The organism is Enterobacter chuandaensis (genome assembly GCF_039718975.1).
GTDB classification, from domain to species: Bacteria; Pseudomonadota; Gammaproteobacteria; order Enterobacterales; family Enterobacteriaceae; genus Enterobacter; species Enterobacter chuandaensis.
The window spans coordinates 1,049,630-1,075,400 of record NZ_CP097173.1 but is presented as its reverse complement, the minus strand read 5'-3'; the positions used below and the strand labels follow the sequence as shown (position 1 = coordinate 1,075,400).

Genomic DNA, 25,771 nt, shown 5'->3' with positions numbered 1-25,771 from the left:
TCTGTCCCGAAATGTAAAGATCACCTGCCGGAAACGGAGCTTCCTGTAATAGCTTAATATTAACTCCTGCTTAACATTAGCGATGAGTAAAAAGTGTGATTCAGGCACGGTATTGGAGCGTTTAGGAAAACAACTACGACTTATCGGGATCTTCGTAGCGCCGTTTGGCATCCAGCGCTTCCTGTTCAGTCTCATGTTCACTGATCAGCGAGTCCGGTTTGGGGTGATCGGCACGCAGCTGATACCAGGTGACGGTCTGGTCGCCATTACCTTTTTCAACAGTAACAATACGTGCTTCGCGCGGATAGGGAGGTCTGGTTGGCATAGCTCATCCTTTTTTTATGTCTGAGCTATCAGTATAGACGGCGGTTAGCTGGCGCAGGCCAGACGCAGGGCGGTAATAATCTGAATTACCACCTCTTCCGGGGCCGCAGAGGCATCCACAACATGGTGCGCCGCTTCACGGTACAGTGCATCGCGTTCGGCCAGCACTTCGCTCACCTCTTCGCTGAGCGGTCTGGAGGTCAGCGCCGGGCGTTGTCCCTCTTCCGGGAAGGCTTCAAGACGCCCTACCAGAGCCGCCACCGGTGCGCAGAGATAAATCACAATGCCTTTCTCGCGCATAAAGTGACGATTGCACTCGGCCAGAACAATGCCTCCCCCCGTCGCAATGACGGCTGAGGGCGTGGTGACCGCTTTCAGCGCAGCCGTTTCGCGTGCGCGAAAGCTCTCCCATCCCTCTTGCTCGACAATCTCCGCGATGGTTTTGCCGGCCTCGGTTTGCAGCCAGTGATCGGTGTCGACAAACTGACGATGACACGCGCGCGCCAGTTCCAGGCCAACGGTGGTTTTCCCACAGCCGCGGGGGCCAACTAAAAAGATGGGTTGGGTCATAGCCAGGTGTTCCCCTTGATGCCGGATGGCTGAAGAGTGTAAAGAAATAATTGCAGAAGATGTGTCGATTACTTTACTGCAAAGCGGTACGGGATGACAACCCTGTGGAGGCCACACTGTACCACAAATTGACAATAATTATCATTACGCTGTGCGGCGCTTCACTTCCAGCAGCCATTTATCCAGCTCGGCAGCAAACTGCTGGCGATCGCGCTGGGAGAGGCTATCCGGTCCACCGGTCTGCACGCCGCTGGCCCGCATTGTATCCATAAAATCACGCATAGTGAGTTTTTCACGGATGGTGGAAGGCGAGTAACGTTCACCGCGCGGGTTGAGCGCCGCCGCCCCTTTCTCCAGCACTTCCGCCGCCAGGGGAATATCCGCCGTGATCACCAGGTCTTCCGCGCTGCACAGACGCACAATTTCGTTATCCGCCACGTCGAATCCGGCTGGTACGCGCAAAGAACGGATGAACCGCGATGGCGGTACGCGAATATTCTGGTTCGCCACCAGCGTCAGCGGCATCTGAACGCGCTCGGCGGCGCGGAATAAAATCTCTTTAATCACATTCGGACACGCGTCCGCATCAACCCAAATCGCCATGTTGTCTCCCCATAATGACTCTGGCGACTATTGTCGCCTGCATTTCGTTGTTAAGCTATCAATCAGAGAAAACAACGCATAATGACGGAGAATCGTGATGGACAAGAAAATCGGGTTTATCGGCTGCGGTAACATGGGCAAAGCCATCCTGGGCGGCCTGATCGCCAGCGGGCAGGTTCTGCCGGGTCAGATTTGGGTCTATACCCCGTCACCGGATAACGTCGCCGCCTTGCGCGATCAATACGGGATCAACGCCGCCGAAAGTGCCCAGGAAGTGGCCCAGGTTGCCGATATCGTCTTTGGCGCCGTTAAGCCGAACATCATGATCAAAGTGTTAAGCGATATCACTTCGAGCCTGAACAAAGAGACGCTGGTTGTGTCGATTGCCGCGGGCGTCACGCTCGATCAGCTGGCGCGCGCGCTGGGCCACGACCGTAAAATCGTCCGCGCAATGCCCAATACGCCTTCCCTGGTCAATGCCGGCATGACTTCCGTCACGCCGAACGCGCTGGTGACCTCAGAAGAGGTGGCGGACGTGCTGAACATTTTCCGCTGCTTCGGTGAGGCGGAAGTCATTGCCGAATCGATGATCCATCCGGTGGTCGGGGTGAGCGGTTCAGCCCCTGCGTACGTCTTCATGTTTTTAGAAGCGATGGCGGACGCCGCTGTGCTCGGCGGGATGCCGCGGGCGCAGGCGTATAAATTTGCCGCGCAGGCAGTGATGGGCTCCGCCAAAATGGTGCTGGAGACTGGTAAGCATCCGGGTGAACTGAAGGATATGGTCTGCTCTCCTGGCGGTACGACCATCGAAGCGGTGCGGGTGCTGGAAGAACGCGGGTTCCGTTCTGCGGTTATCGAAGCGATGGCAAAATGCATGGAAAAATCAGAGAAGCTGAGTAAATCCTGATAGAGAGTCGGGCGTCAGGCGGCCACTTCGGTGCGGCCTCGCCCGGCATTTTTCGCCTTGTACAGCGCCACGTCAGCCGCTTTCAGCCATTCCCGATAATGCACAAACTGCGGCCCCCAGGGGGCCACGCCGACGCTTATGCGCAGCGTCTCTTTCGGTGCGCAGGGCAGCGACAGCGTTTCCAGCCTCGCGTGAACCCGGGACATAACGGCGATGGCGCTTTCCGCCGCGGTCTGCGACATGATCACCGCGAACTCATCCCCGCCAAACCGGCCTATCGCATCCCCCGCGCGCACCGACATCTGAAGCTGGCGCGTAATAGCAACAATCGCCTGGTCGCCCACGTCGTGGCCCCAGGTATCGTTGATGTTTTTAAAGTGGTCGATATCAATCAGCAATATCGTGGCAGTGCAGTGGTTGCGGCGACAGTGCTCAAACTCATTGCGCAGCAGCACTTCCCAGTGCCGACGATTGAAGACCCCGGTCATACCGTCGCGGGTGCTCATCATTTCCAGCCGCCGCTTATGTTCCGCCAGCCTGATGGCCGTGCGGTGGCTGAGCCAGGCAAAGAGCGTGGGATAAAACATAAGGACGGGAAGGGTTAAGCCCCACTCCAGCGCCCCCGGATTAAAGGGCACCACGCTGCCAGCAAGCGGTAACGTAAGCAGCGCTGTAAGCAGGGTGAGCACGATCCCCGCAATAAAAAGGCGGCAGCCGCCGGAGCCCATCATGTTCATCCCCACCATCATCACCAGCGCCGCCGCGGGTAATACATACATCCCCATCACGCCGATCCAGACCCCGGCCATAACGGCATCCATCTTGAGGTTAAAAATTTCCTGCTGATGAGGTGACGCGGCGCGGCAGGCTAGCTGCCAGGCAAAATGGGGCCAGACGAATGTCCATCCCACCAGTAACAACCACCAGCCGCCGGGTAAAAAATGGGTGACCAGGATCCCTGCAACGGGGAAAAACATCGCCGCCAGCCCGACAACGCGCGCCAGCCGAACTCGCCTGGCAAACTGGATGCCGGTACGGTGAGGGTCATCCTGAGAAAGGGTTAAACTCCACTCTTCCCGAATGCGCTTTTGGGTGTAATAAATGTCATCATTCATCATTTTTGGGAATATTCTGAAACATTTTCCCAAATTATAGAGAGGGGGTCTGCGGGGAAAGTATGAAATTTCGGGTGAGCCGCCGGAGCCGCTCACCCGTTAGAACTACACTTTTTTCTTCAGGCAGGCACTCATGAACTTGCTGCGATCGTCGCCCTTGAGGGATTGCTCGGTCGCTTTGGCATTACACTCGCGCATCTTTTGCTGCTGCGGCGTCAGGCTTTTTTCCGCTGGTTTCGCGGCGCCGTTTTTCAGGCAGTCGCTCATGTAGGTCTTACGGGCGTCACCTTTCAGACTCTGTGACGTCGCCTGTTGATTACAGGTGGTCATACGTTGCTGTTGCGGCGTTAACGTTTTTTCTTCCGCGTTCGCCGAGGAGATCAGGAACAGGCCGGAGAGCAGAGTAACCAGTAATGTTGTTTTCATTGCACCATCCTTTTGTGAACATTCCCTGTAAGTCTGGCCCGTGGCAGGAAAAAAACCACCCGGCAGATGTGATTTCCGCCGGGAATTTATCATTTTAAATCCAGAACGTGAGTATTGGCGGTATCGGCATAAATGACAGGGGTAATAAACAGGGGGAATACTTAAAAATAAAACAGAGCGACGCCAGGCATCCTGCATGACAATTCTATGACACGTCGTTACGTTCACTGACGGCTTAGCTGCGCGGATGCCTCAACAGCTTCTTTACGTATTGCTGCAACAATTCCGCATCTTCGGCAGGGACCTGTGAATCGGGGCGAGCCTTTTCCAGCGCGCCTTCGACATTGTCGATCAGCGCCTCTTGATCCGGTTTTGCCATCTGTCGCAGCAGCGCCGTGACGACGATCTCCAGCGCCTCAACCTGGGCGACCAGCTCTTTTGACTCCTCTTCCTTTTGTGCAAGTTTGACCAGCAACTCAGCAATGAGATTTTTCATCGTGCTATTTCCTTATGGGATTTTCTCTGAAATTAACATCCGAAATGAAATATGCAAAGTGGAGAAAAGTATTATCTTATGCAAAAGTGACACCACCGCCAAATTAGGCGGCACGGTATTTTCAGCGAAACGTTTTTCTATAAAAAAACGCCGCATTTTGTTATATAAAAATGCGGCTACCATAAGAATATATAATACATCTGAGAAAAGGTTATTTCGCCGATTTCGCCTCCGCTAATTGCCTGCGACGATGCAGGGCAATAGCCAGCTGGATAATATTAATCAATACCACAATCGCCGTTGCGGCAAATACCCAACGAAAACCGGCCATTGCAGAAACGGATGCGCCAATAAGCGGACCGGCAACGTTGCCTAAATACATAAACGACTGGTTATATCCAAAAATACGCCCCGTGACCTGATCGCTGGAATATTTGACCAGCAGCGTCTGGACCGCGGGCAGCATAGCGCCATCCGCAAAGCCGAGTAAAAATCGCAGCACGCCGAGCTGGAGCGGAGAAGTGACAAACGACATGGCGAAAAAGAGCACGACCGCAAAAATCAGCGTCGCCATCAGGATACGCGCCGTGCCGATCCTGTCACCCAGTTTACCCAGACGCGGCGCAGAGATCAGCGCGGAGACGCCCGGCACGGCGGCAATCATACCGCTGAGGAAGGCGATATTGTTGCTGTCTGGCTCCATCGACTTAATAAACAGCGCCAGAATCGGGCCGACCGAGCCGTTACAGAGTTGGATCACCATGGTGGTGACAAACAGGCTAATCATCAGCCCCGGATAAGGCAGCGAGGCGAAAACGGCCTTGCCGCTCAGGCGCTCAGATTTACTGATAACCGGTCGGCCTCCTTCTTTAATAAGAAAGAGCGTCACCAGAAAACTGACCACCAGCAGGATCGCGGTGATGATGAACACCGCGCGCAGACCGACGTGGTCCGCCAGAAAGCCCCCCAGCAGCGGGCCGCCGATAACGCCGCTTATCTGGGCGGTGGAGAGCGTGCTCAGCGCCCAGCCGCTGCGTTCGCGCGGTACCTGAGAGGCAACCAGCGCCATAGCGTTCGGAATATACCCGGATGTTAGCCCCATCACAGCACGCAGGAAAAACAGCTGCCAGACGTTGGTGGCGAAGGCCTGCAGAAGAATGGCTATCGCCATCCCGAGCGAGGCGCGCAGCAGCATCAGCTTACGCCCTTTTCTGTCGGCCAGGCTGCCCCACATCGGTGACACAATGGCGGAGACCAGAAACGTGACGCTGAACGTCAGGCCGGACCACATAGAGAGCGCTTCGTGGGAGGTGACCCCCAGCTGTGACACGTACAGCGGCAGGAATGGCAGGATCTGGCTGATGGCAAGCCCGGTGAAGAAGCAGCCGAACCAGACCGAGATAAGATTAACTTTCCAGGATTCCATAAAGAAATAGTCTTCATTTTTAGGCGAATTCGCCGTCAGATTAGCAAGTTACGCGCCTTAACGTCGCACCAGAGATGCGCCCTTGCTGACTTTGGTGTTTTATCTTCCCAGTCATCATATTTGTGAAATAAGTCACAATTCATCCATTTTCTGGCGGAATATTATGCTTCAGCGGCAGAGCCCGAAACCGCGCATTCCCAGATGGAAATGGTTGGCATGCGCCGCGTTATACTCCGGCCCCAGACCGTTCCCGTAGTAGCCGCAGCTTGCCGCCAGCATGGCTTTCAGCCACGGCTGCGTTTTTGCCGATCTCCAGCCGTTCAGTACCGTAACACGCTCCCCGTTCGCCAGCCGGAAAGCAACGATATCCAGGGCTTCTGCCGTCGCATGCTCGCTGCGCCGCGCGTCAGGCCGGTGGTAAATATTGCGACAGGCAAAGCTGCCGAGATGCTCAATGCGCGTCAGTTCGCTTCCCGTGAAGCGTTTGGTCAGAGGCCGGGCCTGCTGGCTGACGAACAGCGCAGAGCCGAGCGCCAGGGGGCAGCTGGCAAGAAAACTGCCGTTCAGGCTGACGGGGCCGAAGTCACGGACGCGGACGACGTTGCTCAGCGGACACGCTCCGCCGCTGTCCGCGACCGGTTGCGTGCGGATAAGATTTCGTTGATTAGCCTGCGCCAGCAGGTTCACGCAGGCTTCTGGCGTTAAGCGCCGCAGCTTATACTGGGTAATGCGGCCCGGCGGGTCGTCCAGGGACAGCGGCGTGAAAGGGTTGTAGTAAGACGGCAACCAGCGATAGCCCGCCGTTGCGATTGCCCCAAGGATGAAAACGGTCAGCAGCGTTTTTCCTTTCACTCTCCCCCCTCATTGTTCCCCAAAACATTATGGCAGAAGGCCGCGAAACCCGCAGGGCATCGTGGTATGTTATTGGCTTTTCGTCAGACTGGAAGAGAGTGAGATGGCAAAGCAGCGCGTAGGTATTGTCTTTGGGGGAAAATCAGCGGAGCACGAGGTTTCATTGCAATCGGCTAAAAATATTGTCGATGCGATCGATAAAAGCCGTTTTGACGTGGTGCTGCTGGGCATTGATAAACAGGGCCAGTGGCATGTTAACGATGCCAGCCAGTATCTGCTGAATGCCAACGATCCGGCACACATCGCCCTTAATCCTTCGGAAATCAGCGTCGCCACCGTACCCGGCGTTGTGAAAGGTCAGCTCATCGACGCCGGCAATGCGCAGGCTCTCGCCCAGATCGACGTGGTCTTCCCCATCGTTCACGGCACCCTCGGCGAAGACGGTTCCCTGCAGGGGATGTTACGCATGGCCAACCTGCCGTTTGTGGGCTCGGACGTGCTGGGCTCCGCCGCCTGCATGGACAAAGACGTCACCAAACGCCTCCTGCGCGATGCCGGGTTGAATATCGCGCCGTTCGTGACGCTTACCCGCGCCAACCGCGACAAACACAGTTTCGCGCAGGTTAGCGCTGAACTGGGTCTGCCGCTGTTTGTGAAGCCAGCCAACCAGGGCTCCTCCGTGGGGGTCAGCAAAGTCACCACCGAAGCAGAGTTCACGCAAGCCGTCCGTCTGGCGTTCGAGTTCGACCATAAAGTGGTGGTTGAGCAGGGGATTAAAGGCCGAGAAATTGAGTGCGCGGTGCTGGGCAACGATTTTCCACAGGCCAGCACCTGCGGTGAAGTGGTCTTAAACAGCGACTTCTACTCGTACGACACCAAATACATTGATGATAAAGGCGCCCAGGTTGTTGTTCCTGCGGATATCGATCCGGCCATCAACGATAAGATCCGGGCGATCGCCATTCAGGCCTATCAGACGCTCGGCTGCAGCGGAATGGCGCGCGTGGACGTGTTCCTGACGCCGGAGAACGAGGTGGTGATCAATGAAATCAACACGCTGCCGGGTTTCACCAATATCAGCATGTATCCAAAACTGTGGCAGGCCAGCGGGCTTGGCTACTCTGAGCTGATCACCCGTCTGATCGAGCTGGCGCTGGAGCGTCATGCCGCCGACAGCGCCCTGAAAAGTTCCGTTAACGGTTAATCGGCACCTTTAGCCGTCTCCTCCGCTGTCGTCTCTTCAGGACGACGGCGGATAATCAACCCTGCCAGCCAGAAACTGATTACCCAGGTCACCAGGCCCACGGCATAGGTTTGCCAGCCTTTTGCCTCAAATCCCAACAGCCCCACGACGCCGTTAAGAATAAAAATCAGGCCAATAGCAAAAGCGTAGTAGTGCCAGTCACGGCGAAGTTTGGACGTGAGCTTCATAACAACTCCGGCAGGGAAAAAAGACATCCTCTCACAGTTTTACCGCCAGGTCTGTGGCAGATGCGTAAATTCTGAAATGCGATAATGTTTCACTTAAGTTAATAAATTGTGATGTGATGCAGAAATCGACAATCCAGGAGAATTCCTGAGCGTAAATTACCACGATTCTGATATTGACAAATGCGATGACCTGTCAAACTCACCCCGTAAGACGCGTATTAAAACAGAGTGATACCACGGGAGGTCAACATGGCTGACTTTACATTGTCGAAACCGATTTTTGGCGGCAAACCAAAAACCTCCACGGCGGGTAATATCGCGTATGCCCTGTTTGTCCTGTTCTGCTTCTGGGCAGGCTCCCAGCTGCTCAATATGCTGGTACATGCGCCTGGCGTTTATGAACACCTGATGCAAGTGCAGGATAACGGACGCCCGCGCGTTGAAATCGGGTTTGGCGTCAGCACCCTGTTCGGTCTGATCCCCTTCCTCGCGGGTTGTATGATTCTGGGCGTCGTCGCGTTAGTGCTGCGCCTGCGCCGTCGTCATTAAAGCCCCATACAGCGAGCCCGGCGATCGTCCACGCGTTTTGCGAACCAGGCTGTGGTCAGGTTACGCGTGATCTTCGGGCTTTCCAGCTGGATCCCCGGCAGGATAGCCCTCGGTAACGTTTTCCCGCTCTTCTTCTCTGCAAGGGCAAACACCTTTTTGTAGAGATCCGTTTTCTCAAATGCCAGGCTGTCGCCTTTCTCAAGCTGACGGCGAATGTCGCTGTTGCTCATATCAAGCGTTGTCGATAATTTCCGGATCGCCCGCTCGGTGCTTCCCGCCTCGCTGCTGCCGTAGGCGATGAGATCGCCGTCCAGCGCCAGCTTGACGCCGCTTACGCGGCTGACCGCGCTCTGAAATGCCGCGTTACGGCTGGCATACCAGCCCGCGTTAAAGTCTGCGAAGCGGTACAGGGGCTCGCTGTAGTTCGCCGGATAGTTCAGCAGATGATACGTACCGAACCACAGTCCGCCACGCAGGGAGAAGACCTCCTGACGCACCGTACCGTCGATGTTCCACGGGTAGCCGTCGGTATGCTTCTCAGCAAATGCAATGCTCACCTGCATCGGGCCACCGGTGTGAACCGGGTTCAGTGAGCCAAACAGTTTTTGCCCCATCGGCACCATATTAATGAAATCATCAAAGATGGCGCTGAGCTGTTTTTCGGTTTTCACCGTATCCAGCCGTTCGCTGTAGCTTTTGCCGTTTGGCGAGGTGATTTTCAGCGCGGCATGCACGAGGAACACCGGGATATGCATCGATTCCGCGCGGCGGTCGATCTCTTTCCAGGCGATTTTGTTGAGACCCGGCACCACCGGGTCTGACTGGTACATCGACTCCTGCTGCGCCACCGCCAGCACCGAGCAGATATTCTCCTCGGTGGGGGCAATCTTCTGGCTTTCAAAGGTTTTTGCCAGCGCATCCGCCCACGCGTTGCGATCCTTCACGCTGGCGGGCATTTTTTGCCGCACAACGCTTGCGACATCCACGGGCTTCTCGCCCTTTTTAAGCGGAGCAGCCCCTTTTTCGGCACAGCCTGCCAGGACGAGGGCGGCCAGCAAGGACAGCGGTAACGCGCGCGGTACGGCAAAAGACATAGCAACTCCCTGTATTAGCTAAATGTATTGGTGACTTCCTGCAGGTCCCGATCGTCCAGCTCATGTTCAAAGCTGCGCAGACGTTTGTAGATGGACATCAGTTCTACCAGGGTGGTCCACGAGCTGATCAGATACTGGAATGACCCGCGCACCTGACCGAAAACGTTGGTGATCTGCGTCATCAGACCGAGCGTAATCGTACCCGCAACGATCGATGGGAACAGCAGGAACAACCCGAAAACATTATCCACCTGCAGATATAAAATGCGCGCAATATTGAAATACATATAGTGGAAGTAGAGGCGGAAGTAGTTACGGCGTACGGCACCAAACAGCTCGCGAACGGTCGGCGGCGACGCGCGGTTGGCATCATCTTCACCGTAAACCAGCTCTTTACGGTAAGCGGCTTCCACGCGCTGATTTTTAAACTCCAGCCCCGGCAGCTTGATTCCCACGACCGCCAACAGGCCGGTGCCCATCAGCGACCAGACGATTGCGGCAATTACCAGACCATACGGAAGATGGCCAACAATCGGCAGATCCGGCACATGCGCTGAGAGCGTCACCAGCACCGGCAGGAAGGCGATCAGCGTCATGATGGCGTTGATAAAGCTTACCCCCATGTCTTCAAGCGTGGAGGCAAAACGCATAGTGTCTTCCTGCACACGCTGCGCGGCGCCTTCAATATGGCGCAGGTGCTGCCAGTGCGCCATGTAATGTTCGTTCATCGCGGTACGCCAGCGGAAAACATAGTGGCTGACGAAGAAATTGTTCATCACACCGATGATCACCGCAATAAGGGCAATACCGAGGAAGACGCCGACTTCATGGTAGAACTGGTCGATGGTCACCTTATGCGGCGAGCTCAGCGCGGTCTGGATCAAATCGTAGAACGGCGCATACCAGGCGTTGACCGCCACGCCCACTTCCACGAGGAACCAGGTGACAAAGATGATCAGTGATGTGCCAAGAATTGACCAGTACTGCCAGCGATGAGGAGAATAGATGAACCAGAAAATGGCGAACAGCCCCACGCAGAGCATGTAGTAGGCATAGAAAAGCAGATAGCTTATGGACCAGAAGCGCGCTGCGCTAATGGGCACCTCACCTGTCGCTCCTGCGAGGTGCCCCAGCCATGCGCCGCCCCCCGCCTGCCAGAATACGACGGCGATCAGTGCCCAAATAAATGCCGACAGGAAAAAAGGCCCCGGCTTTGGGAAAAAAGACTTAAACATGATACTTCCTTCTTGTTGTTATGGTTGTTGCTGTGCTCAACACATTACCACACGAATACCTTGCCCGAGCCGGTGTCCCGGCTCGGGCAAAAAGGTCAGACCCGTGGGTTGATTATTAGTTCGCTTTCCAGTTTTCGAGAATTGTTTCGGTGCGTTTCACCGCGAGAGGGTTCGCTGGCGCAATGAAGTTCCGCCAGACGTCGTTGTGGTGGTGAATCAGAATTTGCGCTTCAGCAGCCGGGCGGTTGGCGGTGGTATGGGCATCTTCTGCCACGGTAATATGGTAACCCCGGCTGACGCCGTTTTTGATTGTCGCGTCGACACAGTAATCGGTGGCGCAGCCGCAGATGACAAACTCGCGAATGCCCTGCTCGCGTAACAGCGCTTCAAGCGTGGTGTCGTAAAAAGCATCACACGCGGTCTTGGTCACGTACAGCGCGCCAGCAGGTTGGTGGAGTTCAGGCAGCAGTGCAAACCCTTCGCTCCCCTCTTCAAGCCCCCCGGCTTCGGTATGCTGAATAAAAATCACCGTGTCGGCTGCCTGCGTAAGCTGGTTAATAAGAGAGACGCACGTTTCGCGCTGATGACGCGGGGTTTCAAACACCCCGTTCTGCATATCAACCACCATTACCACACGCTTTTCAGACATACCGTTCTCCGTAAAATTGAGTGACACTGGCATCTATCATAAGCCTGATGTCACAAAATGGGAGAGCGCTCGCAGGGAAATTGTTCATATTTACCCATGGTTACGTTTTTCTCGCTATCGTTATGTCATTCGGGGCATTGCACGGTGCCGATTAGTAGTATAAATACCCATTACTTTCCTCATTCACTTCATGGATGCTTTTCGTTGAAACGTTGTCTGCTCTCTTTTGCCGCGCTGTGTGCGGTGAGCTTTTCTACCGCCCAGGCAGCCCAGCCGCTGACGGCACCCGTTTTGGCTTCAGATATCGCCGATCGCTACGCGAACCTTATCTATTACGGCAGCGGCGCGACCGGGATGGCAATGGTGGTCATCGACGGCAACCAGCGCGTTTTCCGCAGCTTTGGCGAAACGCGTCCAGGCAATAACGTTCACCCGCAGCTGGATTCCGTTGTTCGCATCGCGTCCTTAACCAAGCTGATGACCAGTGAAATGCTGGTGAAGCTGCTCGACCAGGGCGTGGTGAAGCTCGACGATCCGCTCAGCAAATACGCACCTCCGGGTGCCCGCGTGCCGACATACCAGGGTACGCCAATTCGCCTTGTGAACCTTGCGACGCACACCAGCGCTCTGCCGCGCGAGCAGCCGGGCGGCGCGGCGCACCGCGATGTTTTTGTCTGGCCAACGCGCCAACAGCGGTGGAACTACCTGAGCACCGCCACGCTAAAAACGGCCCCGGGATCGCAGGCCTCGTACTCAAACCTGGCGTTTGACCTGCTGGCGGATGCGCTCTCCGCGGCGGCGGGCAAACCTTATCCGCAGCTGTTTGAAGAGCAGATCACGCGTCCGCTGGGTATGAAAGACACTACCTTTACTCCTTCCCCGGATCAGTGCCGTCGCCTGATGGTGGCGGAGAAAGGCGCAAGCCCGTGTAACAACACGCTGGCAGCCGTGGGCAGCGGCGGGGTCTACTCCACCCCGGGCGACATGATGCGCTGGATGCAGCAGTTCCTCTCTTCAGATTTCTACGCGCGCAGCAGCCAGGCCGATCGTATGCAGACCCTGATTTATCAGCGCGGCCAGTTGCAGCGCGTCATTGGGATGGACGTGCCGGGTAAAGCCGACGCGCTCGGCCTGGGATGGGTTTATATGGCACCGAAAAATGGCCGTCCGGGCATTATTCAGAAAACGGGCGGTGGCGGCGGGTTCATTACCTATATGGCGATGATCCCGCAGTCCAACGTGGGCGCGTTTGTGGTGGTTACCCGTTCTCCGCACACGCGTTTCGTTAATATGAGTGATGGCATTAATAACCTGGTGGCCGAGCTGAGCGCCAACAAAGCACAGGTGCTTACCGCGTCTAATTGATCTTAATATTCCGTGGGCAAGCGGTTGATGCTGACCAGCTTGCCCCGGCTCATATTAATGTAGTTACCTTGCCGCAGAGCGGCGAGAACCTCAGCAACAACTGAACGCGAAATACGTGTACTCTGTTGAATATGATTCATCACACCAATTTTTGAACGCAGCGTTTCATCCCACTCCGCCATATTCAGCAGCATGGCGCGGATCTGATGATAGGAATTATTTCCCACCAGCTGCATATCACGTTTTTCAAGCATGTAATTTATCCAGGATAACCAACCGAAAGCCTCTTTCCATAACGCGTTCTGTTGTATAAGTTGACGGGTGGTTTCAGTGGACAAATAAAAACCCGTGCAGGGTGTTTTGGCTATCACTTTATATTCCCGATAGTGATTAATCATTACTGTGGACAGCCCCAAAATAAACGGGGCTTTCGCGATACCCACAAGCAGTTCATCGGAATGACGACAGATTTCGATTATACCGGTTTGTAATACGGTCGTACGGGGTTCATGACACTCACCAGATGTAATTAATTGTTGTGGAGCATATTTAAAAGGGGTACTGGCTGATTTCAGACACTGTTCGAGCCGGCTTAATTCAGAAAGTGGTTTCGCATTAACATTCATGCAGACCTCAAGACATCCGTATTTGTCGGTTCAATATTGTTTTTATGAATAAAAAAGCGGGGGGATATCCTCCCCCACTTTTATGCATTACCAGGTATACTTCACACCCAAATTGGCGCCCCAATTCTGGTCAACGTCGCCGCCGCCCAGATAAGTGGCATCCGTATACGCACTGAAGTTCTTCGTGAAGCTGAACTGGGTGCCCAGCCCGACCCGCACAGCGGAGCCTTTCACACCGTTATCAATGCTGTCACCGTTAATATCAGCGTTGTTATCGGCATCGTCGTAGACGTAGGCCAGTTTGAAGTAAGGCGTCAGGGCCTGATCGCCACCGTAGTTGAAGGTATAACCCGTATCCACTCCCAGCTCATAACGCAGGCTATCGTAAGATTGACCATCCATGCGCATATCATTGCTGAGGCGATAATCATCACCTGACTGGAAGAGCCCAGACACGGCTGCGTATGGCGTGACATAGCCGGAAAGGTCTGGTTTCCAGTCATAGCCCAGTTTCAGCCCAAAACCAACGGCGTCATTGGTGGTGTTGCCGTCAACATATTGACCGTTGCTCATGTTAGCAGACAGATCGCTGTTGAAGCGGGTATAGCTCAGGGAGCTGTCGAGGAAGAGATCGTTCATGAACTTCGCTGATGCATAGATCATCGCCGTCTGGCTGTCCTGATCGACCTGGCCGGTACGATCGCTGATATCCCCCTTCGCGAAACCTGCCGCACCACCGACAATCCACTTCGCATTATTACCGTCAATCTGCGTATCCAGACCAACCATAATACCGCTCACATCCTGGTCGTAGCTAATAACGCCATTGTCGCCGTCGAAGTTACCCCCGAAGTAGCTCACCCACGCCCCGCCGTTATCCGCCAGGCCGTGACGGCTGTTAGTCAGACGCGTACCTACGGTATCCTGCTGCAGATTCCAGATGTTGGTATTGGCTGATGGGATGCTCAGCGCCATATTGGCGGAGTCGGTCAGCTCTTTCTGCTGGAGGACAACGGAGTCACCCTGCTGCTGCGCCTGGTAGGTGTAAGCACCTAAATCGGCTTTGTTTGCGGCTGTCAAGCTGGCTGCGGTGCCCGTGTTGCTGTCATAAACGTGGATAATTTCCTTGTTTTTATAATCAGCAACGGAACCCGCTCCAGTCGCATCATCGATGCGCACTTTGTAGTTACCGCTAACGTCACCGTTCACAGCCAGATGACCGTCAGAATTCAGCGCGACGACGCCATAGTCGTACTCCGCCTGATACGGATCGTTGGTAATATAGCGTGCGTTGTTCAGATCGCTATTCAACACATAATCGCGGCTGGCAACATTCAGCACACCACCATCGGTGAGTACCATATTGTGCGTATCAATCTGGCCCAGACCCAGCGCCAGTTCAGCACCATTGTCTACGGTAATGGTGTTGGCATAGAGTTCTGCCGTCTCTTGCGTCAGCGCTGTACGGCTATAGCTGTCCAGATACAGACTGTCGGTCGCGACGGCACCGCTGTCGCCAATATTCAGCGTTGAAGCATTGGTCAGCGTAATGGAGTCCGCCAGCAGTCCAGAGTTTTCTACATTCACCTGCGACTGATTATTCACCGCCAGCGTATCGATGTTAGAAACTTTACGGGTATCCCACTCGGAGCCCTGATCCAGCGTAACGTTGAACAACCCGCTTTGATAGACCTCTTCACCCGCAACATGACCATTACTGTCATAGGTGGAATCAGGCCAGATGCTGTCAGGAGAAAGGGTGCTCCAGTCAACATCGCTGTATCCTTGGCCGTACATCCGGGAGGTGCCAATAGCTTCAACACTCGACTGAGCTGCACCCACCCATTTACTGCCGTTGGTCAGCGTGACATCGAGCCTATCGGTACCGTCCCAGCCGTTAGTGGTTGGGTTATACACACCGTCGTCAGTGGTATCGGTTTCCGGGTCGCCATTCTCGTAGAAGTTGTTATCAAAGGTGCTGGAGAACAGGATGTCGCCGGTGACGGTAGAATGATCAAAGATAGCTGTCGTCTGCATCGCATTATCAGACGCGCTCGCGGCGACGATCAGCGCCGCGTCATCCGCGCCCGTCGCGTTGGTTTCACCATAGTCGCTCGGCTTAGCCGTCTGGCCGTAGAACCCGCTGGTCCCCAGATCGCTGTACGCACCGGAGGTCAGCACAGAGTCTTTCATCACCAGCGTATCGGTAAAGACATTGCTGCTGTCAGCAACGCCTTCAACACCGTCGTATGGTGTGTTATCGAGTTCCTGATAACCCTGCGTCAGCGTGATACCCGCGATGTGGGAATTGTTCTGAATAACGATATCAGATTCAACGTCCAGAGTGATTGCGTTACCCAGACCATAGGTGTCCAGATAATCCGTTTCAGTAGCTTCGCCATTGACGACGTCATACGCGTAATGCTCGTAGGTATCGTTGATGGTGGAGTTATTAACCGTCAGGCTAAAACGATCATACTGGGCATGACTGGTACCGTCGGTATCCACGCCATCCGCACACGTCGTGGTCATACACTCTGACGTGATCATGCCGTTAATAGTGCTATTAGAAATACTTAACGCGTTCGCACGACCATTGATTCCATCATCCAGATAGTATGTTGAAATAACACCGTTCACCGTTGATTGATTAATCACCGGATAAATATCACCATCGTGGGTAACGTCTGAGTAATCCCAGTCAGCGTAGCCATAATACCATGGGCCAGATGCTGTATTATCATATCCAAAAGTATTATATGTCGTGCCGGAAATATCCTTCGCATTGGCCTGAGAAGCGATAGCCAGGGTACAGGCTAATGCAAGTTGAGATACAACCAGTTTCTTTTTCCATATTTGCATTGGGTCATCCCTCCTCAGGGACGTAAGCAAGTTTATCCATCAAACCATTTGGCAATATTTTATTGCCGGGGGGATTATGCATTTCCATTTCGAAAAGGTTCAATGAATGTTTCCATTAAGTCCGTATCCAGACCAATAACACTTCAATACGATAAACGCATAGGGCATCGTAGATAAATATCATAAAAACAAAACGTTAAAATACAGGCACGCCAATACAAAACACACAACAACAAAAAATAGATTATTTTTAATGATGCATTCCCATTAATATAGAAACAACACGAATACCTCCTCTCTTTTTAGCAATACATCGCCCTGTATTATATATATTGATGATATGAAACTGACTGGCCGCATTTCGCAAAAACAAAATGCCCACTTTAGTAAAACACCTGTCTTCACTTTGAGGTACACTAACCTTCTTTGTTCCACAAACATCAGGCATATCATGACCGATTTAATTGCACGTCCCCGCCGCCTGCGTAAGTCACCTGCACTGCGCGCTATGTTTGAAGAGACAACACTGACCTTAAACGATCTGGTGTTGCCGATTTTTGTCGAAGAAGAGATTGATGACTACAAAGCCATCGAAGCCATGCCGGGCGTGATGCGCATTCCAGAAAAACATCTGGCGCGCGAGATCGAACGTATCGCCAACGCGGGGATCCGCTCGGTGATGACCTTCGGCATCTCCCACCATACCGATGCGACCGGCAGCAATGCCTGGAAAGAAGATGGCCTCGTTGCCCGCATGTCCCGTATCTGCAAAGAGACCGTGCCGGAAATGGTGGTCATGTCCGATACCTGTTTCTGCGAATACACCTCCCACGGCCATTGCGGCGTGCTGTGTGACCACGGCGTGGACAACGATGCCACCCTGCTGAACCTCGGTAAGCAGGCGGTCGTGGCTGCCGCTGCGGGTGCGGATTTCATCGCGCCGTCTGCCGCGATGGACGGCCAGGTTCAGGCGATCCGTCAGGCGCTGGACGCGGCTGGCTTCACCGATACCGCCATCATGTCCTACTCCACCAAATTTGCCTCCTCCTTCTACGGCCCGTTCCGTGAAGCAGCGGGTACGGCGCTGAAGGGCGATCGTAAAACCTACCAGATGAACCCGCTGAACCGCCGGGAAGCGATTCGCGAATCCCTGCTCGACGAAGCTCAGGGTGCAGACTGCCTGATGGTGAAACCGGCTGGCGCATACCTCGATATTCTGCGCGACATCCGCGAACGCACCGAACTGCCGCTGGGGGCATACCAGGTGAGCGGTGAGTACGCGATGATCAAATTCGCCGCGCTGGCAGGGGCAATTGACGAAGAGAAAGTGATCCTCGAAAGTCTGGGGGCGATCAAACGCGCGGGCGCGGATCTGATCTTCAGCTACTTCGCGCTGGATCTGGCCGAGAAAAAAATCCTCCGCTAATCTTCACCAAACTGCAATACAACCGACATCTGCTCCTTCTACTGTCTTCGCAAGACGGCAGGAGGAGTAATCATGTTTAGCCTCGATAGCGTTCTCGACGATCTTTGGCCTCAGGCGAGGCCTGCACCCTGGCAAAAAAGTCTGTTAAAAAGGCTGTTTTACGAAGACGAATTCCAGCAGTTTGCCGCCGCTCACCGCCACCTGAAAGGACTGGATATGGTGGAGCAAGTTCTGGAGCACCTTGATATTCTCTGCACCGTTTCCGCCCGCGATCTCGAACAAATCCCCGAACATGGCCCGCTGGTCATTATTGCCAACCACCCGACGGGCACGCTGGACGGGCTGGCGCTGATGTACGCCGTCTCCCGCGTGCGACGCGACGTTAAAGTCGTGACCAACCGGATGCTGACCCACCTTGAGCCCCTCAGTTCGCTGTTTATTCCGGTGGACAATATGGGCGGCAGAACGGCGAAGTCGTCGCTTGTGCAAATGGAGCAGCATCTGCAAAACGCGGGCGTGCTGATCTTCTTCCCGGCAGGAGAAGTTTCGCGGCCCACGCGCAAAGGCATTCGCGATAAGAAATGGCACTCTGGCTTTATCAAACTCGCCAGCAAGCTGCGCGCCCCGCTGCTGCCGGTGCATATTCAGGCACACAATAGCCTGCTCTTTTATGCCAGCACGCTGGTGTCGCCGACATTGTCGATGCTGCTGCTGATGCAGCAGATGTTCCGCCGACGCCATAGCCAGCTGCCGATTAAAATCGGCCAGCAGATCGCCTGGCATCACTGGCATAGCGCCACCCTTTCGTCGCGTGAGATGGCCGAGCAGTGCCGTCAGCACGTGATGCGTCTTGGCAAGGGATTGCCTGGCGTCTTTAAAACCCAGTGCGCCATCGCCCGTCCGGAAGACCGGGCCACCCTGAAACGCGAGCTGGCGCAGGCCGAGTGTCTGGGGAAAACCAGCGACGGCAAAACCATCTACCTGTGGCAGCGCAACGGGCAGGAAGAGGCGCCTCTTCTGCGCGAGCTGGGCCGCCTGCGCGAGATTGCGTTTCGCGCGGTGGAGGAAGGAAGCGGTAAACGCCGGGACACCGACAGCTACGATGACGATTATCTGCACCTGATCCTGTGGGATGATGAAGACTTAGAAATTGTCGGTGCGTATCGCTTTATGCCAACGGCCATGCAGGTCGAAAAACGCGGCGTTGACGGGCTGTACAGCTACAGCCTGTTCCACTACGACGACAAAATGCAGGACGTTCTGGAACACGGCATTGAGCTCGGGCGCAGCTTTATTCAGCCGCGCTACTGGGGACGTCGGGGGCTGGACTATCTGTGGTCCGGCATCGGGGCTTACCTGGCGCGTTACCCACACTACCGCTATCTGTTTGGCCCGGTCTCCATCTCCGGCGGATTACCGCCTGCGGCACGGGATCTGCTGGTGGCCTTTTACCGCCTGTGGTTCCCGGCAACGCATCCGTTGGCCGCGTCACGTCAGCCGTATCCGGCGTCGTTACCGGACGTGCTGGCACAGTTTGGCGGCGTGGATTACGTGGACGATCTGACGAAGCTGAAATCCCTGCTCGGTAATCTGGGCTGCGGTATACCGCCGCTGTACAAACAGTATTCCGAGCTGTGCGAGCCGGGCGGCGTGCAGTTTATTGATTTCGGCAGCGACCCGGCGTTCAACGACTGCGTCGACGGGCTGGTGCTGGTGGATTTGTGCTACCTGAAGGCGAACCGCTATCAGCGGTATATTGAGGCGCACCTTTAACCCCGTTGCCCGGTGGCGCTACGCTTACCGGGCCTACAATGGAACGTAGGCCGGGTAAGGCAACGCCGCCACCCGGCAATCAAGGCGCACGATAAAACGGCTTATCCCCCAGAATCGTCGCCCGCTGCATAATCCTTCGTTGCGGCAGATAATCCGCATTGGCATAGTGCTGCGTCACGCGGTTATCCCAGATCGCCAGGTCGTTTTCCTGCCAGCGCCAGCGCACCTGAAACTCCGGCTTAGTGATATGCGCGAACAGGAATCCCAGCAGCGCTTCACTCTCTTTTTCCGTCACGTCCACGATGCGCGTCGTGAACCCTTCGTTCACGAACAGCGCCTGTTTGCCCGTGACCGGATGGGTGCGCACCACCGGGTGCAGCAGCGGCGGATGCTTCGCCACCGCCTCCTGCCAGCGCAGGCGCTCCTCTTCGGTTTTACGGTACTTGTATTCCTGGAACGATTTTTTAAAGTCGTGCTCCGCCCGCAGTCCACTCAGCAGCGTCCGGAACGGCGCGGAGAGCGCCTCATACGCTGCAATCCCGCTGGCCCACAGCGTATCGCCGCCGGTTTCCGGCAGCAGCTTCGCCGCCAGAATCGCCCCGGCGGGCGGCGTCTCAATAAAGGTCACGTCGGTATGCCAGTTGTCGTTGTCCGGCGGGTTATCGTTATGGGTGTCGAGAACGATAATTTCCTCCACCCCTTCCGCATGCGGATAGACCGGGTGGATGTGCAGGTCGCCAAAACGCAACGCCAGCGCGCGCTGCTGCTGCGGGGTGATTGCCTGCTCGCGCAGGAACACCACCTGATGGCGCAGCACGGCGTGGTACAGCTGCTCGAACTGGTTGTCGCTCAGCGGCCGGGTCACATCCAGGCCCGACACCTGCGCGCCAATGTACGGCCCCAGCGGGGTAATGATCAGACGTTCACTCATTGTATTTCTCCATGCCAGGGCGTCAGGCGGCGCTGTAGCGCGCGCAGCCCCAGTTCTAATCCGAAGGCGATGACGGCAATCACCGCTATCCCCGCCAGTACCACGTCAGTCGCCAGGAACTCCCCCGCCGACTGCACCATAAAACCAAGGCCGCGCGTGGCCGCAATCAGCTCAGCCGCCACCAGCGTGGACCAGCCCACGCCGAGGCCAATGCGCAGACCGGTTAAAATCTCCGGCAGCGCGCCAGGTAAAATCACGAACAGCAGCACCTGCGCGCGGCTGGCCCCCAGCGACTGCGCCGCACGGATCCGCACCTGCTGGGCACTCTTCACGCCCGCCAGCGCCGACATGGCAACCGGGGCAAAAATCGCCAGATAAATCAGCAGGATTTTTGACGTTTCGCCGATGCCGAACCAGATCACCATCAGCGGCAGATATGCCAGCGGCGGCACCGGACGGTAAAGCTCAATCAGCGGGTCGAGAATGCCGCGCACCGTCGGGCTCAGGCCCATCGCGATCCCAACCGGAATCCCGATAATCACCGCCGCCAGCAGCGCTACCAGAATGCGCGCCAGGCTTGCGCCCAGGTGTTGCCAGAGCGTGGCATCCATAAAGCCCTGCGGCCCGGCGATGGTAATGAGTTTTGCCAGCACCTGCCCCGGCGGCGGCAGAAACAGCGGGCTGATCCACGCCTGCGCCGCCACTATCCACCACACCGCCAGCAGCACCAGCAGCGTGCCCACGCTCAGCGTAAACTGCCGGGAGAACGGCCAGCGTACAGTAAGGCGTGTGCGGCGCGTTTTTTCACTGAAGACGATGCTCATGAGAAAGCCTCCCGCTGTTCGAACACGCGGCTTAAGACGTATTCCCGTTGCTCAATAAACCGCGGGTCGGATTTGATGCTGCGCACGGGCTCTCCCGCGACGTAGCGGCGGGCGAATTCGAGCGGCAGACGCTCCAGCACGCGCCCCGGCCCCGGCGATAGCAGCACCAGCTCGGTCGCCATAAACACCGCCTCTTCGATGTCGTGGGTAATCAGCAGCACCTGCTTGCCCGTCTCATGCCACAGGCGCAGCAGCAGGGTCTGCATCTGCTCGCGGGTGAAGGCATCCAGCGCCCCGAACGGCTCGTCCAGCAGCAATAGCTGAGGGTTTGCCGCCAGCGCGCGGGCAATGCCAACGCGCTGACGCTGGCCGCCGGAAAGCTGCCAGATAAAGCGTTTTTCAGCCCCTTCCAGACCGACCTTTTTCAGCATCTCCCGCGCCGTTGCCAGCCGTTGTTCACGGCCAACGCCCGCCAGCTGCAGGCCAAAGGCCACGTTTTCCTGTACGTTGCGCCACGGCAACAGCCCCTCATTCTGGAAGACCACGCCGCGCTCTGCGCCCGGGCCCTCCACCTTTTTGCCTTCCAGTTGAATGGTGCCGTACTGATACGGTACAAACCCGGCGATCAGATTCAGCAGCGTGGTTTTTCCGCACCCTGACGGGCCGAGCACCACCAGCAGTTCACCGCTGTCCAGCGTCAGGTTGATGTCCTCCAGCGCGGGTTTACCACCGTAATCGGCGTACAGGTTCGTAATATTCAGCATGGCGGACTCCTTATTTCACAAAACGATCGGTCACGTACTGGCTGTAATCCGCCGCCACCGCGGGCACTTTGCCCTGCTCCTTCAGGAAGGTGGCGGTATCGACAATCGCTTTATTTACCGGCCCGGTCAGCTGCTGCACCTGCTGCGCGGGCGTCAGATAGGTATTGCCTTTCACCAGCCCCGGTACGTCCGCTTCCGGCACGCCGCTCAGGCGGGAGAGTTTTTCCAGGTTGGCGGGCTGCTTCAGCCATTCATCCGGGTTACTGATGTACGGCTGCTGGGCGTCGATCGCGCTTTTAGCGAAGGCTTTGACTACCTCTGGATGCTTCTCGGCAAAGTCTTTGCGCACCACCCACACGTCGAGGGTTGGCGCCCCCCACTGGCCCACTTTTTCGGAGTCGGTCAACACGGTGCCGTCTTTTTCCAGCTCGTTCACGGCGGGCGCCCAGACATAAGCGCCGTCAATGTCGCCGCGCTGCCAGGCCGCAATAATCGCCGGAGGTTGCAGGTTGAGAATTTGTACCTGACCCGGCTTGATGCCCCAGTGTTTGAGGGCTGCCAGCAGGCTGTAATGGGTGGTGGAAATGAACGGTACGGCGATACGCTTGCCGATCAGATCTTCCGGTTTGGTGATGGTTTTCTTCACCACCAGCGCTTCGGAACTACCGAGCTGCGAGGCGAGCAGGAAAACTTCAATCGGCACCTGCTGGCTGGCCGCCACCGCCAGCGGGCTGGAGCCGAGGTTGCCAATCTGCACGTCGCCGGAGGCCAGCGCCCGCACGATGGCCGCGCCGCTGTCGAACTTGCGCCAGTCGACGTTCGCGCCGCTCTCTTTAGCAAAGGTATTGTCCGCCTGCGCGACCTTCGCCGGTTCCGCAGAGGTTTGATACGCGACGGTGACGTCCACCGCCTGTGCCTGAAATGCCCACAGCGCCAGCGCGCCAAGAAATGTGATTCGCGATGAAATTGCCATAATGCCTGCTCCCCTTGTTGTTATGAGGGCAGTATTTCCGGCGCGGGAATTTTGATAAAGGAATAAAAATGAATCGCTCATAACGATTCGTTTTTAGATAAAAAGCGGGAAAGGATAGTTGGTTTTGTGCGGTTGGTTTTTTCCCCTCACCCTCTCCCCAAAGGGGCGAGGGGATTGTTCACTGCCCGCATTAAACCTCAGCGCTGCGCGTTCAGCTCCGCAATATCCTTCGGCGTGGTGCGACAGCATCCGCCGATTAACTTCGCTCCCGCTTCCAGCCACTGAGGTAAATATCCCGCCAGCGTCTCGCACGATTCACCGTGGTGATGCCAGGTTTTGGTTACCGCATCATAATGCTCGCCCGAGTTCGGGTAGACCACCAGCGGCAGCGATGTCAGGTTGTGCAGGTGCTTCAGCGCCGCGGTGGTGTTTTCCAGCGCGATACAGTTGATGCCCAGCGCGACGACCTGCGGATAGTGCTCCAGAGAAGAAACCACCTCCCGCAGCGGCGTGCCGTCGCTCAGGTGCTCGCTGTCCCGCAGGGTAAAGGAGAACCACGCCCGGGCGCGGGGGTACTCGGCCAGAAGCGCCACCAGTGCCTTAATCTCCGCAAACGAGGGCAGCGTTTCGCAGGCCAGCAGGTCTGCCCCTGCATCCAGCAGTGCTTCCACGCGCGGGCGGTGGAATTCTGTGAATTCTTCGACGCTGCGCACGTAGTCGCCACGATATTCTGAGCCATCCGCCAGATACGCGCCGTACGGCCCAACGGAGCCCGCTACCAGCAGCGTGCCCGCATGCGGGTTTTCGGCCAGGTACGCTTCGCGCGCCTTACGCGCCAGCTCCACGCTTTTACCAATCAGCGCGCGGGACTGCGCCTCGTCCAGGCCGCGCGCTGCAAAACCCGCAGGCGTGGCCTGGTAGCTGGCGGTGATCGCCACCTGGGCACCTGCGCGGTAGTAATCAAGATGCACTTCGCGGATAAGATCCGGGTTTTCTACCAGCACTTTGGCAGACCAGAGGCTGTCTGCAAGGTTACAGCCGCGCGCTTCCAGCTCCGTTGCCATTGCGCCATCCAGCACCACAAACGGCTGTTTTTCGAGGATGGCGGTAAGCGGATTATTCTGCGACATGTTCAGGCTCCTGCGATGTCATATTTCGGGTCAGGTAGTAGGCACCATAACACAGGGCGACGAACGGGAGCCCGCAATAAAGGGCAATACGCTGGCTCGGGTCAAACCACAGCCCGACGCAGGCCACCACGCAGAGAATAAAGCCCAGCACCGGCACCAGCGGATACCACGGCGCGCGGTACTGCAGCGCAGAGAGCGGCTGGCCGGACTGCAGATGGCGACGACGGAAAACGAAGTGCGACGCACAGATGCTGATCCACACCGCCACCACCGCAAAGCCAGAAATGGCCGAGAGCGCCACAAACACCGTGTCCGGGGCCACCACGCTTGAGAACAGCGCCAGCACGCCGCCGAGCATGGAAACCGAGAGCGCCGTCAGCGGCACGCCGTTTTTGTTCACGCGAGCAAAGCAGCGCGGGAGCGTTTTCTCATTCGAGAGCGACCACAGCATGCGGCCAGACGCGTACAGCCCGGAGTTCGCCGCCGAGAGGATCGCCGTCAGGATCACGAAGTTAAAGATATCAGCCGCATAAGGAATGCCGACCTTCTCAAACACCAGCACGAACGGGCTCTTTTCCACGCCCGCCTGCTGCATCGGGATCAGCGCCGCCAGCACAAACACGGTGCCGATAAAGAAGATGATCAGCCGCGCGATGGTGGTGCGGATTGCGACCGGAATCACCTTGTGCGGATTTTCGGTTTCCCCCGCCGCGATGCCGATAAGCTCGGTTCCGGAGAAGGCAAAGTTCACCGCCACCATGGTCATCAGGATCGGCAGGCCGCCGTGCGGGAACCAGCCCTCGGCAGTAAGGTTGCTTAAGCCCGGCGCGGGTGAACCGTCCTGCATCGGGATAAAGCCAAAGACCGCCGCCCCGCCGAGGATAATAAAGGCGATGATGGTGATGACCTTCACCAGCGAGAACCAGAATTCACCTTCGGCAAAGAAGCGCGTGGAAATGACGTTAAGGCCGAAAATCACCACGCAGAAGACCACGCACCACGCCCAGACGGGCACCTGCGGGAACCAGTACTGCATACAGAACCCGGCGGCGGTAAAGCTCGATCCAAGCGCCACCGTCCAGGTTAGCCAGTAGAGCCACGCCACGGTGTAGCCCGTCGCCGGGCCAAGATAGCGGGCGGCGTAGACGTGGAACGCGCCGGTTTCCGGCATCGCCACGGAGAGTTCGCCCAGACACTGCATCACCAGCCAGACCACCAGCGCGCCGATCAGGTACGCCAGCAGCGTGCCTGCCGCACCGGTGGTGGAAATGATATATCCGGTATTGAAAAATAACCCTGTCCCAATCACGCCGCCCAGCGAGAGCATAATCAGGTGGCGTGTTTTCATGGTGCGCTTAAGCTGTCCATTTTCTTGTTGTGTTTGCATATCACCTTCTATACGTATGGACATCTAAACATC

General features: G+C 56.3%; 26 protein-coding genes. 6 read left to right on the top strand and 20 right to left on the bottom strand.

Features of this window, described 5'->3' with window-relative positions; translation table 11 throughout:
- Window positions 1–133 precede the first annotated feature (133 nt).
- The 3 genes from yaiA to MX657_RS05215 form a co-directional block, all read right to left on the bottom strand.
- Entirely contained in the window at window positions 134–325 is a 192-nt protein-coding gene (gene yaiA / locus MX657_RS05225; RefSeq protein WP_013095817.1) for a protein YaiA, read from the bottom strand.
- A gap of 44 nt (window positions 326–369) precedes the next feature.
- Window positions 370–894: a shikimate kinase AroL gene (gene aroL, locus MX657_RS05220; RefSeq protein ID WP_119915263.1), complete on the bottom strand. Its 525-nt coding sequence runs from the start codon at window positions 892–894 to the stop codon at window positions 370–372.
- Window positions 895–1,038: 144 nt separating this feature from the next.
- Window positions 1,039–1,497 carry a YaiI/YqxD family protein gene (locus tag MX657_RS05215; RefSeq protein ID WP_010428006.1) on the bottom strand — a complete coding sequence of 153 codons (459 nt, stop codon included), beginning with the start codon at window positions 1,495–1,497 and terminating at the stop codon, window positions 1,039–1,041.
- Between the two features lie 97 nt (window positions 1,498–1,594).
- Between MX657_RS05215 and proC the strand changes: the two genes are divergently transcribed.
- Complete coding sequence (gene proC, locus MX657_RS05210; RefSeq protein ID WP_014882733.1) at window positions 1,595–2,404, top strand: pyrroline-5-carboxylate reductase; 810 nt, start codon at window positions 1,595–1,597, stop codon at window positions 2,402–2,404.
- A gap of 14 nt (window positions 2,405–2,418) precedes the next feature.
- On the opposite strand, the gene adrA is transcribed toward proC, so the two are convergent.
- The 5 genes from adrA to MX657_RS05185 all read right to left on the bottom strand — a co-directional run bounded on the left by adrA (window position 2,419) and on the right by MX657_RS05185 (window position 6,719).
- Entirely contained in the window at window positions 2,419–3,522 is a 1,104-nt protein-coding gene (adrA, locus tag MX657_RS05205; RefSeq protein ID WP_080328090.1) for a diguanylate cyclase AdrA, read from the bottom strand.
- 102 nt (window positions 3,523–3,624) lie between these two features.
- Window positions 3,625–3,945, bottom strand: a complete 321-nt coding sequence (psiF, locus tag MX657_RS05200) for a phosphate starvation-inducible protein PsiF (RefSeq protein ID WP_080328091.1) — start codon at window positions 3,943–3,945, stop codon at window positions 3,625–3,627.
- A 235-nt stretch (window positions 3,946–4,180) separates the two neighbouring features.
- Window positions 4,181–4,441, bottom strand: coding sequence for an anti-adapter protein IraP (iraP, locus tag MX657_RS05195; RefSeq protein ID WP_080328092.1), 261 nt, complete (start codon window positions 4,439–4,441; stop codon window positions 4,181–4,183).
- A 211-nt stretch (window positions 4,442–4,652) separates the two neighbouring features.
- Window positions 4,653–5,867, bottom strand: a complete 1,215-nt coding sequence (locus tag MX657_RS05190) for a multidrug efflux MFS transporter (RefSeq protein WP_119915265.1) — start codon at window positions 5,865–5,867, stop codon at window positions 4,653–4,655.
- Between the two features lie 168 nt (window positions 5,868–6,035).
- The gene (locus tag MX657_RS05185; RefSeq protein WP_080328094.1) at window positions 6,036–6,719 is read right to left on the bottom strand and encodes an extensin family protein; all 684 of its coding nucleotides are present in this window, start codon (window positions 6,717–6,719) and stop codon (window positions 6,036–6,038) included.
- A gap of 103 nt (window positions 6,720–6,822) precedes the next feature.
- Between MX657_RS05185 and ddlA the strand changes: the two genes are divergently transcribed.
- Complete coding sequence (gene ddlA / locus MX657_RS05180; protein ID WP_119915266.1) at window positions 6,823–7,923, top strand: D-alanine--D-alanine ligase; 1,101 nt, start codon at window positions 6,823–6,825, stop codon at window positions 7,921–7,923.
- Here the strand turns inward: ddlA and MX657_RS05175 are convergent.
- Entirely contained in the window at window positions 7,920–8,150 is a 231-nt protein-coding gene (locus tag MX657_RS05175) for a DUF2754 domain-containing protein (RefSeq protein WP_028012119.1), read from the bottom strand. The genes ddlA and MX657_RS05175 overlap by 4 nt on opposite strands.
- Before the next feature lie 249 nt (window positions 8,151–8,399).
- Here MX657_RS05175 and MX657_RS05170 point away from each other — a divergent pair, with 249 nt between their 5' ends.
- A complete protein-coding gene (locus tag MX657_RS05170) occupies window positions 8,400–8,699 on the top strand; it encodes a DUF2755 family protein (RefSeq protein ID WP_080328096.1) in 300 nt (99 codons plus the stop codon).
- On the opposite strand, the gene MX657_RS05165 is transcribed toward MX657_RS05170, so the two are convergent.
- From MX657_RS05165 to MX657_RS05155, 3 genes are all read right to left on the bottom strand, one after another.
- A complete protein-coding gene (locus MX657_RS05165; RefSeq protein ID WP_346807573.1) occupies window positions 8,696–9,793 on the bottom strand; it encodes a DUF1615 domain-containing protein in 1,098 nt (365 codons plus the stop codon). The genes MX657_RS05170 and MX657_RS05165 overlap by 4 nt on opposite strands.
- A 14-nt stretch (window positions 9,794–9,807) precedes the next feature.
- Window positions 9,808–11,028: a peptide antibiotic transporter SbmA gene (sbmA, locus tag MX657_RS05160; protein ID WP_346807571.1), complete on the bottom strand. Its 1,221-nt coding sequence runs from the start codon at window positions 11,026–11,028 to the stop codon at window positions 9,808–9,810.
- Window positions 11,029–11,143: 115 nt separating this feature from the next.
- Entirely contained in the window at window positions 11,144–11,677 is a 534-nt protein-coding gene (locus MX657_RS05155; RefSeq protein WP_346807569.1) for an isochorismatase family protein, read from the bottom strand.
- Between the two features lie 204 nt (window positions 11,678–11,881).
- On the opposite strand from MX657_RS05155, the gene ampH reads away from it, so the two are divergent.
- On the top strand, window positions 11,882–13,042 hold the full coding sequence (gene ampH / locus MX657_RS05150) for a D-alanyl-D-alanine-carboxypeptidase/endopeptidase AmpH (RefSeq protein WP_346807568.1): 1,161 nt from the start codon (window positions 11,882–11,884) through the stop codon (window positions 13,040–13,042).
- 2 nt (window positions 13,043–13,044) lie between these two features.
- On the opposite strand, the gene MX657_RS05145 is transcribed toward ampH, so the two are convergent.
- Window positions 13,045–13,668: a helix-turn-helix domain-containing protein gene (locus MX657_RS05145; protein ID WP_346807566.1), complete on the bottom strand. Its 624-nt coding sequence runs from the start codon at window positions 13,666–13,668 to the stop codon at window positions 13,045–13,047.
- Between the two features lie 87 nt (window positions 13,669–13,755).
- Window positions 13,756–16,530, bottom strand: coding sequence for an autotransporter outer membrane beta-barrel domain-containing protein (locus MX657_RS05140; protein ID WP_346807564.1), 2,775 nt, complete (start codon window positions 16,528–16,530; stop codon window positions 13,756–13,758).
- Between the two features lie 451 nt (window positions 16,531–16,981).
- On the opposite strand from MX657_RS05140, the gene hemB reads away from it, so the two are divergent.
- Both hemB and MX657_RS05130 read left to right on the top strand, forming a co-directional pair.
- Window positions 16,982–17,956 (top strand): porphobilinogen synthase, encoded by a 975-nt coding sequence (gene hemB / locus MX657_RS05135; RefSeq protein ID WP_346807563.1) that lies wholly within the window; start codon window positions 16,982–16,984, stop codon window positions 17,954–17,956.
- A gap of 72 nt (window positions 17,957–18,028) precedes the next feature.
- Window positions 18,029–19,729 carry a lysophospholipid acyltransferase family protein gene (locus tag MX657_RS05130; RefSeq protein WP_346807561.1) on the top strand — a complete coding sequence of 567 codons (1,701 nt, stop codon included), beginning with the start codon at window positions 18,029–18,031 and terminating at the stop codon, window positions 19,727–19,729.
- A 79-nt stretch (window positions 19,730–19,808) separates the two neighbouring features.
- On the opposite strand, the gene tauD is transcribed toward MX657_RS05130, so the two are convergent.
- The 6 genes from tauD to mmuP form a co-directional block, all read right to left on the bottom strand.
- Complete coding sequence (gene tauD, locus MX657_RS05125; protein WP_346807560.1) at window positions 19,809–20,660, bottom strand: taurine dioxygenase; 852 nt, start codon at window positions 20,658–20,660, stop codon at window positions 19,809–19,811.
- Window positions 20,657–21,484, bottom strand: coding sequence for a taurine ABC transporter permease TauC (tauC, locus tag MX657_RS05120; RefSeq protein ID WP_080328104.1), 828 nt, complete (start codon window positions 21,482–21,484; stop codon window positions 20,657–20,659). The genes tauD and tauC overlap by 4 nt, the downstream gene beginning before the upstream one ends.
- Window positions 21,481–22,248: a taurine ABC transporter ATP-binding subunit gene (gene tauB, locus MX657_RS05115; RefSeq protein ID WP_346807557.1), complete on the bottom strand. Its 768-nt coding sequence runs from the start codon at window positions 22,246–22,248 to the stop codon at window positions 21,481–21,483. The genes tauC and tauB overlap by 4 nt, the downstream gene beginning before the upstream one ends.
- Before the next feature lie 10 nt (window positions 22,249–22,258).
- Window positions 22,259–23,221 carry a taurine ABC transporter substrate-binding protein gene (gene tauA / locus MX657_RS05110; RefSeq protein WP_346807556.1) on the bottom strand — a complete coding sequence of 321 codons (963 nt, stop codon included), beginning with the start codon at window positions 23,219–23,221 and terminating at the stop codon, window positions 22,259–22,261.
- A gap of 197 nt (window positions 23,222–23,418) precedes the next feature.
- Window positions 23,419–24,351, bottom strand: a complete 933-nt coding sequence (gene mmuM / locus MX657_RS05105; protein WP_346807555.1) for a homocysteine S-methyltransferase — start codon at window positions 24,349–24,351, stop codon at window positions 23,419–23,421.
- On the bottom strand, window positions 24,338–25,738 hold the full coding sequence (mmuP, locus tag MX657_RS05100; protein ID WP_041911121.1) for an S-methylmethionine permease: 1,401 nt from the start codon (window positions 25,736–25,738) through the stop codon (window positions 24,338–24,340). The genes mmuM and mmuP overlap by 14 nt, the downstream gene beginning before the upstream one ends.
- Window positions 25,739–25,771: the final 33 nt, after the last annotated feature.

Excerpts from the sequence above, each read along its gene's own strand:
- tauA (WP_346807556.1), bottom strand. The coding sequence starts at position 23,221 with ATGGCAATTTCATCGCGAATCACATTTCTTGGCGCGCTGGCGCTGTGG.
- MX657_RS05215 (WP_010428006.1), bottom strand. The coding sequence starts at position 1,497 with ATGGCGATTTGGGTTGATGCGGACGCGTGTCCGAATGTGATTAAAGAG.
- MX657_RS05140 (WP_346807564.1), bottom strand. The coding sequence starts at position 16,530 with ATGCAAATATGGAAAAAGAAACTGGTTGTATCTCAACTTGCATTAGCC.
- MX657_RS05190 (WP_119915265.1), bottom strand. The coding sequence starts at position 5,867 with ATGGAATCCTGGAAAGTTAATCTTATCTCGGTCTGGTTCGGCTGCTTC.
- mmuP (WP_041911121.1), bottom strand. The coding sequence starts at position 25,738 with ATGCAAACACAACAAGAAAATGGACAGCTTAAGCGCACCATGAAAACA.
- MX657_RS05175 (WP_028012119.1), bottom strand. The coding sequence starts at position 8,150 with ATGAAGCTCACGTCCAAACTTCGCCGTGACTGGCACTACTACGCTTTT.
- aroL (WP_119915263.1), bottom strand. The coding sequence starts at position 894 with ATGACCCAACCCATCTTTTTAGTTGGCCCCCGCGGCTGTGGGAAAACC.
- tauC (WP_080328104.1), bottom strand. The coding sequence starts at position 21,484 with ATGAGCATCGTCTTCAGTGAAAAAACGCGCCGCACACGCCTTACTGTA.
- ddlA (WP_119915266.1), top strand. The coding sequence starts at position 6,823 with ATGGCAAAGCAGCGCGTAGGTATTGTCTTTGGGGGAAAATCAGCGGAG.
- tauD (WP_346807560.1), bottom strand. The coding sequence starts at position 20,660 with ATGAGTGAACGTCTGATCATTACCCCGCTGGGGCCGTACATTGGCGCG.
- adrA (WP_080328090.1), bottom strand. The coding sequence starts at position 3,522 with ATGATGAATGATGACATTTATTACACCCAAAAGCGCATTCGGGAAGAG.
- mmuM (WP_346807555.1), bottom strand. The coding sequence starts at position 24,351 with ATGTCGCAGAATAATCCGCTTACCGCCATCCTCGAAAAACAGCCGTTT.
- proC (WP_014882733.1), top strand. The coding sequence starts at position 1,595 with ATGGACAAGAAAATCGGGTTTATCGGCTGCGGTAACATGGGCAAAGCC.
- hemB (WP_346807563.1), top strand. The coding sequence starts at position 16,982 with ATGACCGATTTAATTGCACGTCCCCGCCGCCTGCGTAAGTCACCTGCA.
- MX657_RS05145 (WP_346807566.1), bottom strand. The coding sequence starts at position 13,668 with ATGAATGTTAATGCGAAACCACTTTCTGAATTAAGCCGGCTCGAACAG.
- MX657_RS05130 (WP_346807561.1), top strand. The coding sequence starts at position 18,029 with ATGTTTAGCCTCGATAGCGTTCTCGACGATCTTTGGCCTCAGGCGAGG.
- yaiA (WP_013095817.1), bottom strand. The coding sequence starts at position 325 with ATGCCAACCAGACCTCCCTATCCGCGCGAAGCACGTATTGTTACTGTT.
- tauB (WP_346807557.1), bottom strand. The coding sequence starts at position 22,248 with ATGCTGAATATTACGAACCTGTACGCCGATTACGGTGGTAAACCCGCG.
- iraP (WP_080328092.1), bottom strand. The coding sequence starts at position 4,441 with ATGAAAAATCTCATTGCTGAGTTGCTGGTCAAACTTGCACAAAAGGAA.
- sbmA (WP_346807571.1), bottom strand. The coding sequence starts at position 11,028 with ATGTTTAAGTCTTTTTTCCCAAAGCCGGGGCCTTTTTTCCTGTCGGCA.
- MX657_RS05165 (WP_346807573.1), bottom strand. The coding sequence starts at position 9,793 with ATGTCTTTTGCCGTACCGCGCGCGTTACCGCTGTCCTTGCTGGCCGCC.
- psiF (WP_080328091.1), bottom strand. The coding sequence starts at position 3,945 with ATGAAAACAACATTACTGGTTACTCTGCTCTCCGGCCTGTTCCTGATC.
- MX657_RS05155 (WP_346807569.1), bottom strand. The coding sequence starts at position 11,677 with ATGTCTGAAAAGCGTGTGGTAATGGTGGTTGATATGCAGAACGGGGTG.
- MX657_RS05170 (WP_080328096.1), top strand. The coding sequence starts at position 8,400 with ATGGCTGACTTTACATTGTCGAAACCGATTTTTGGCGGCAAACCAAAA.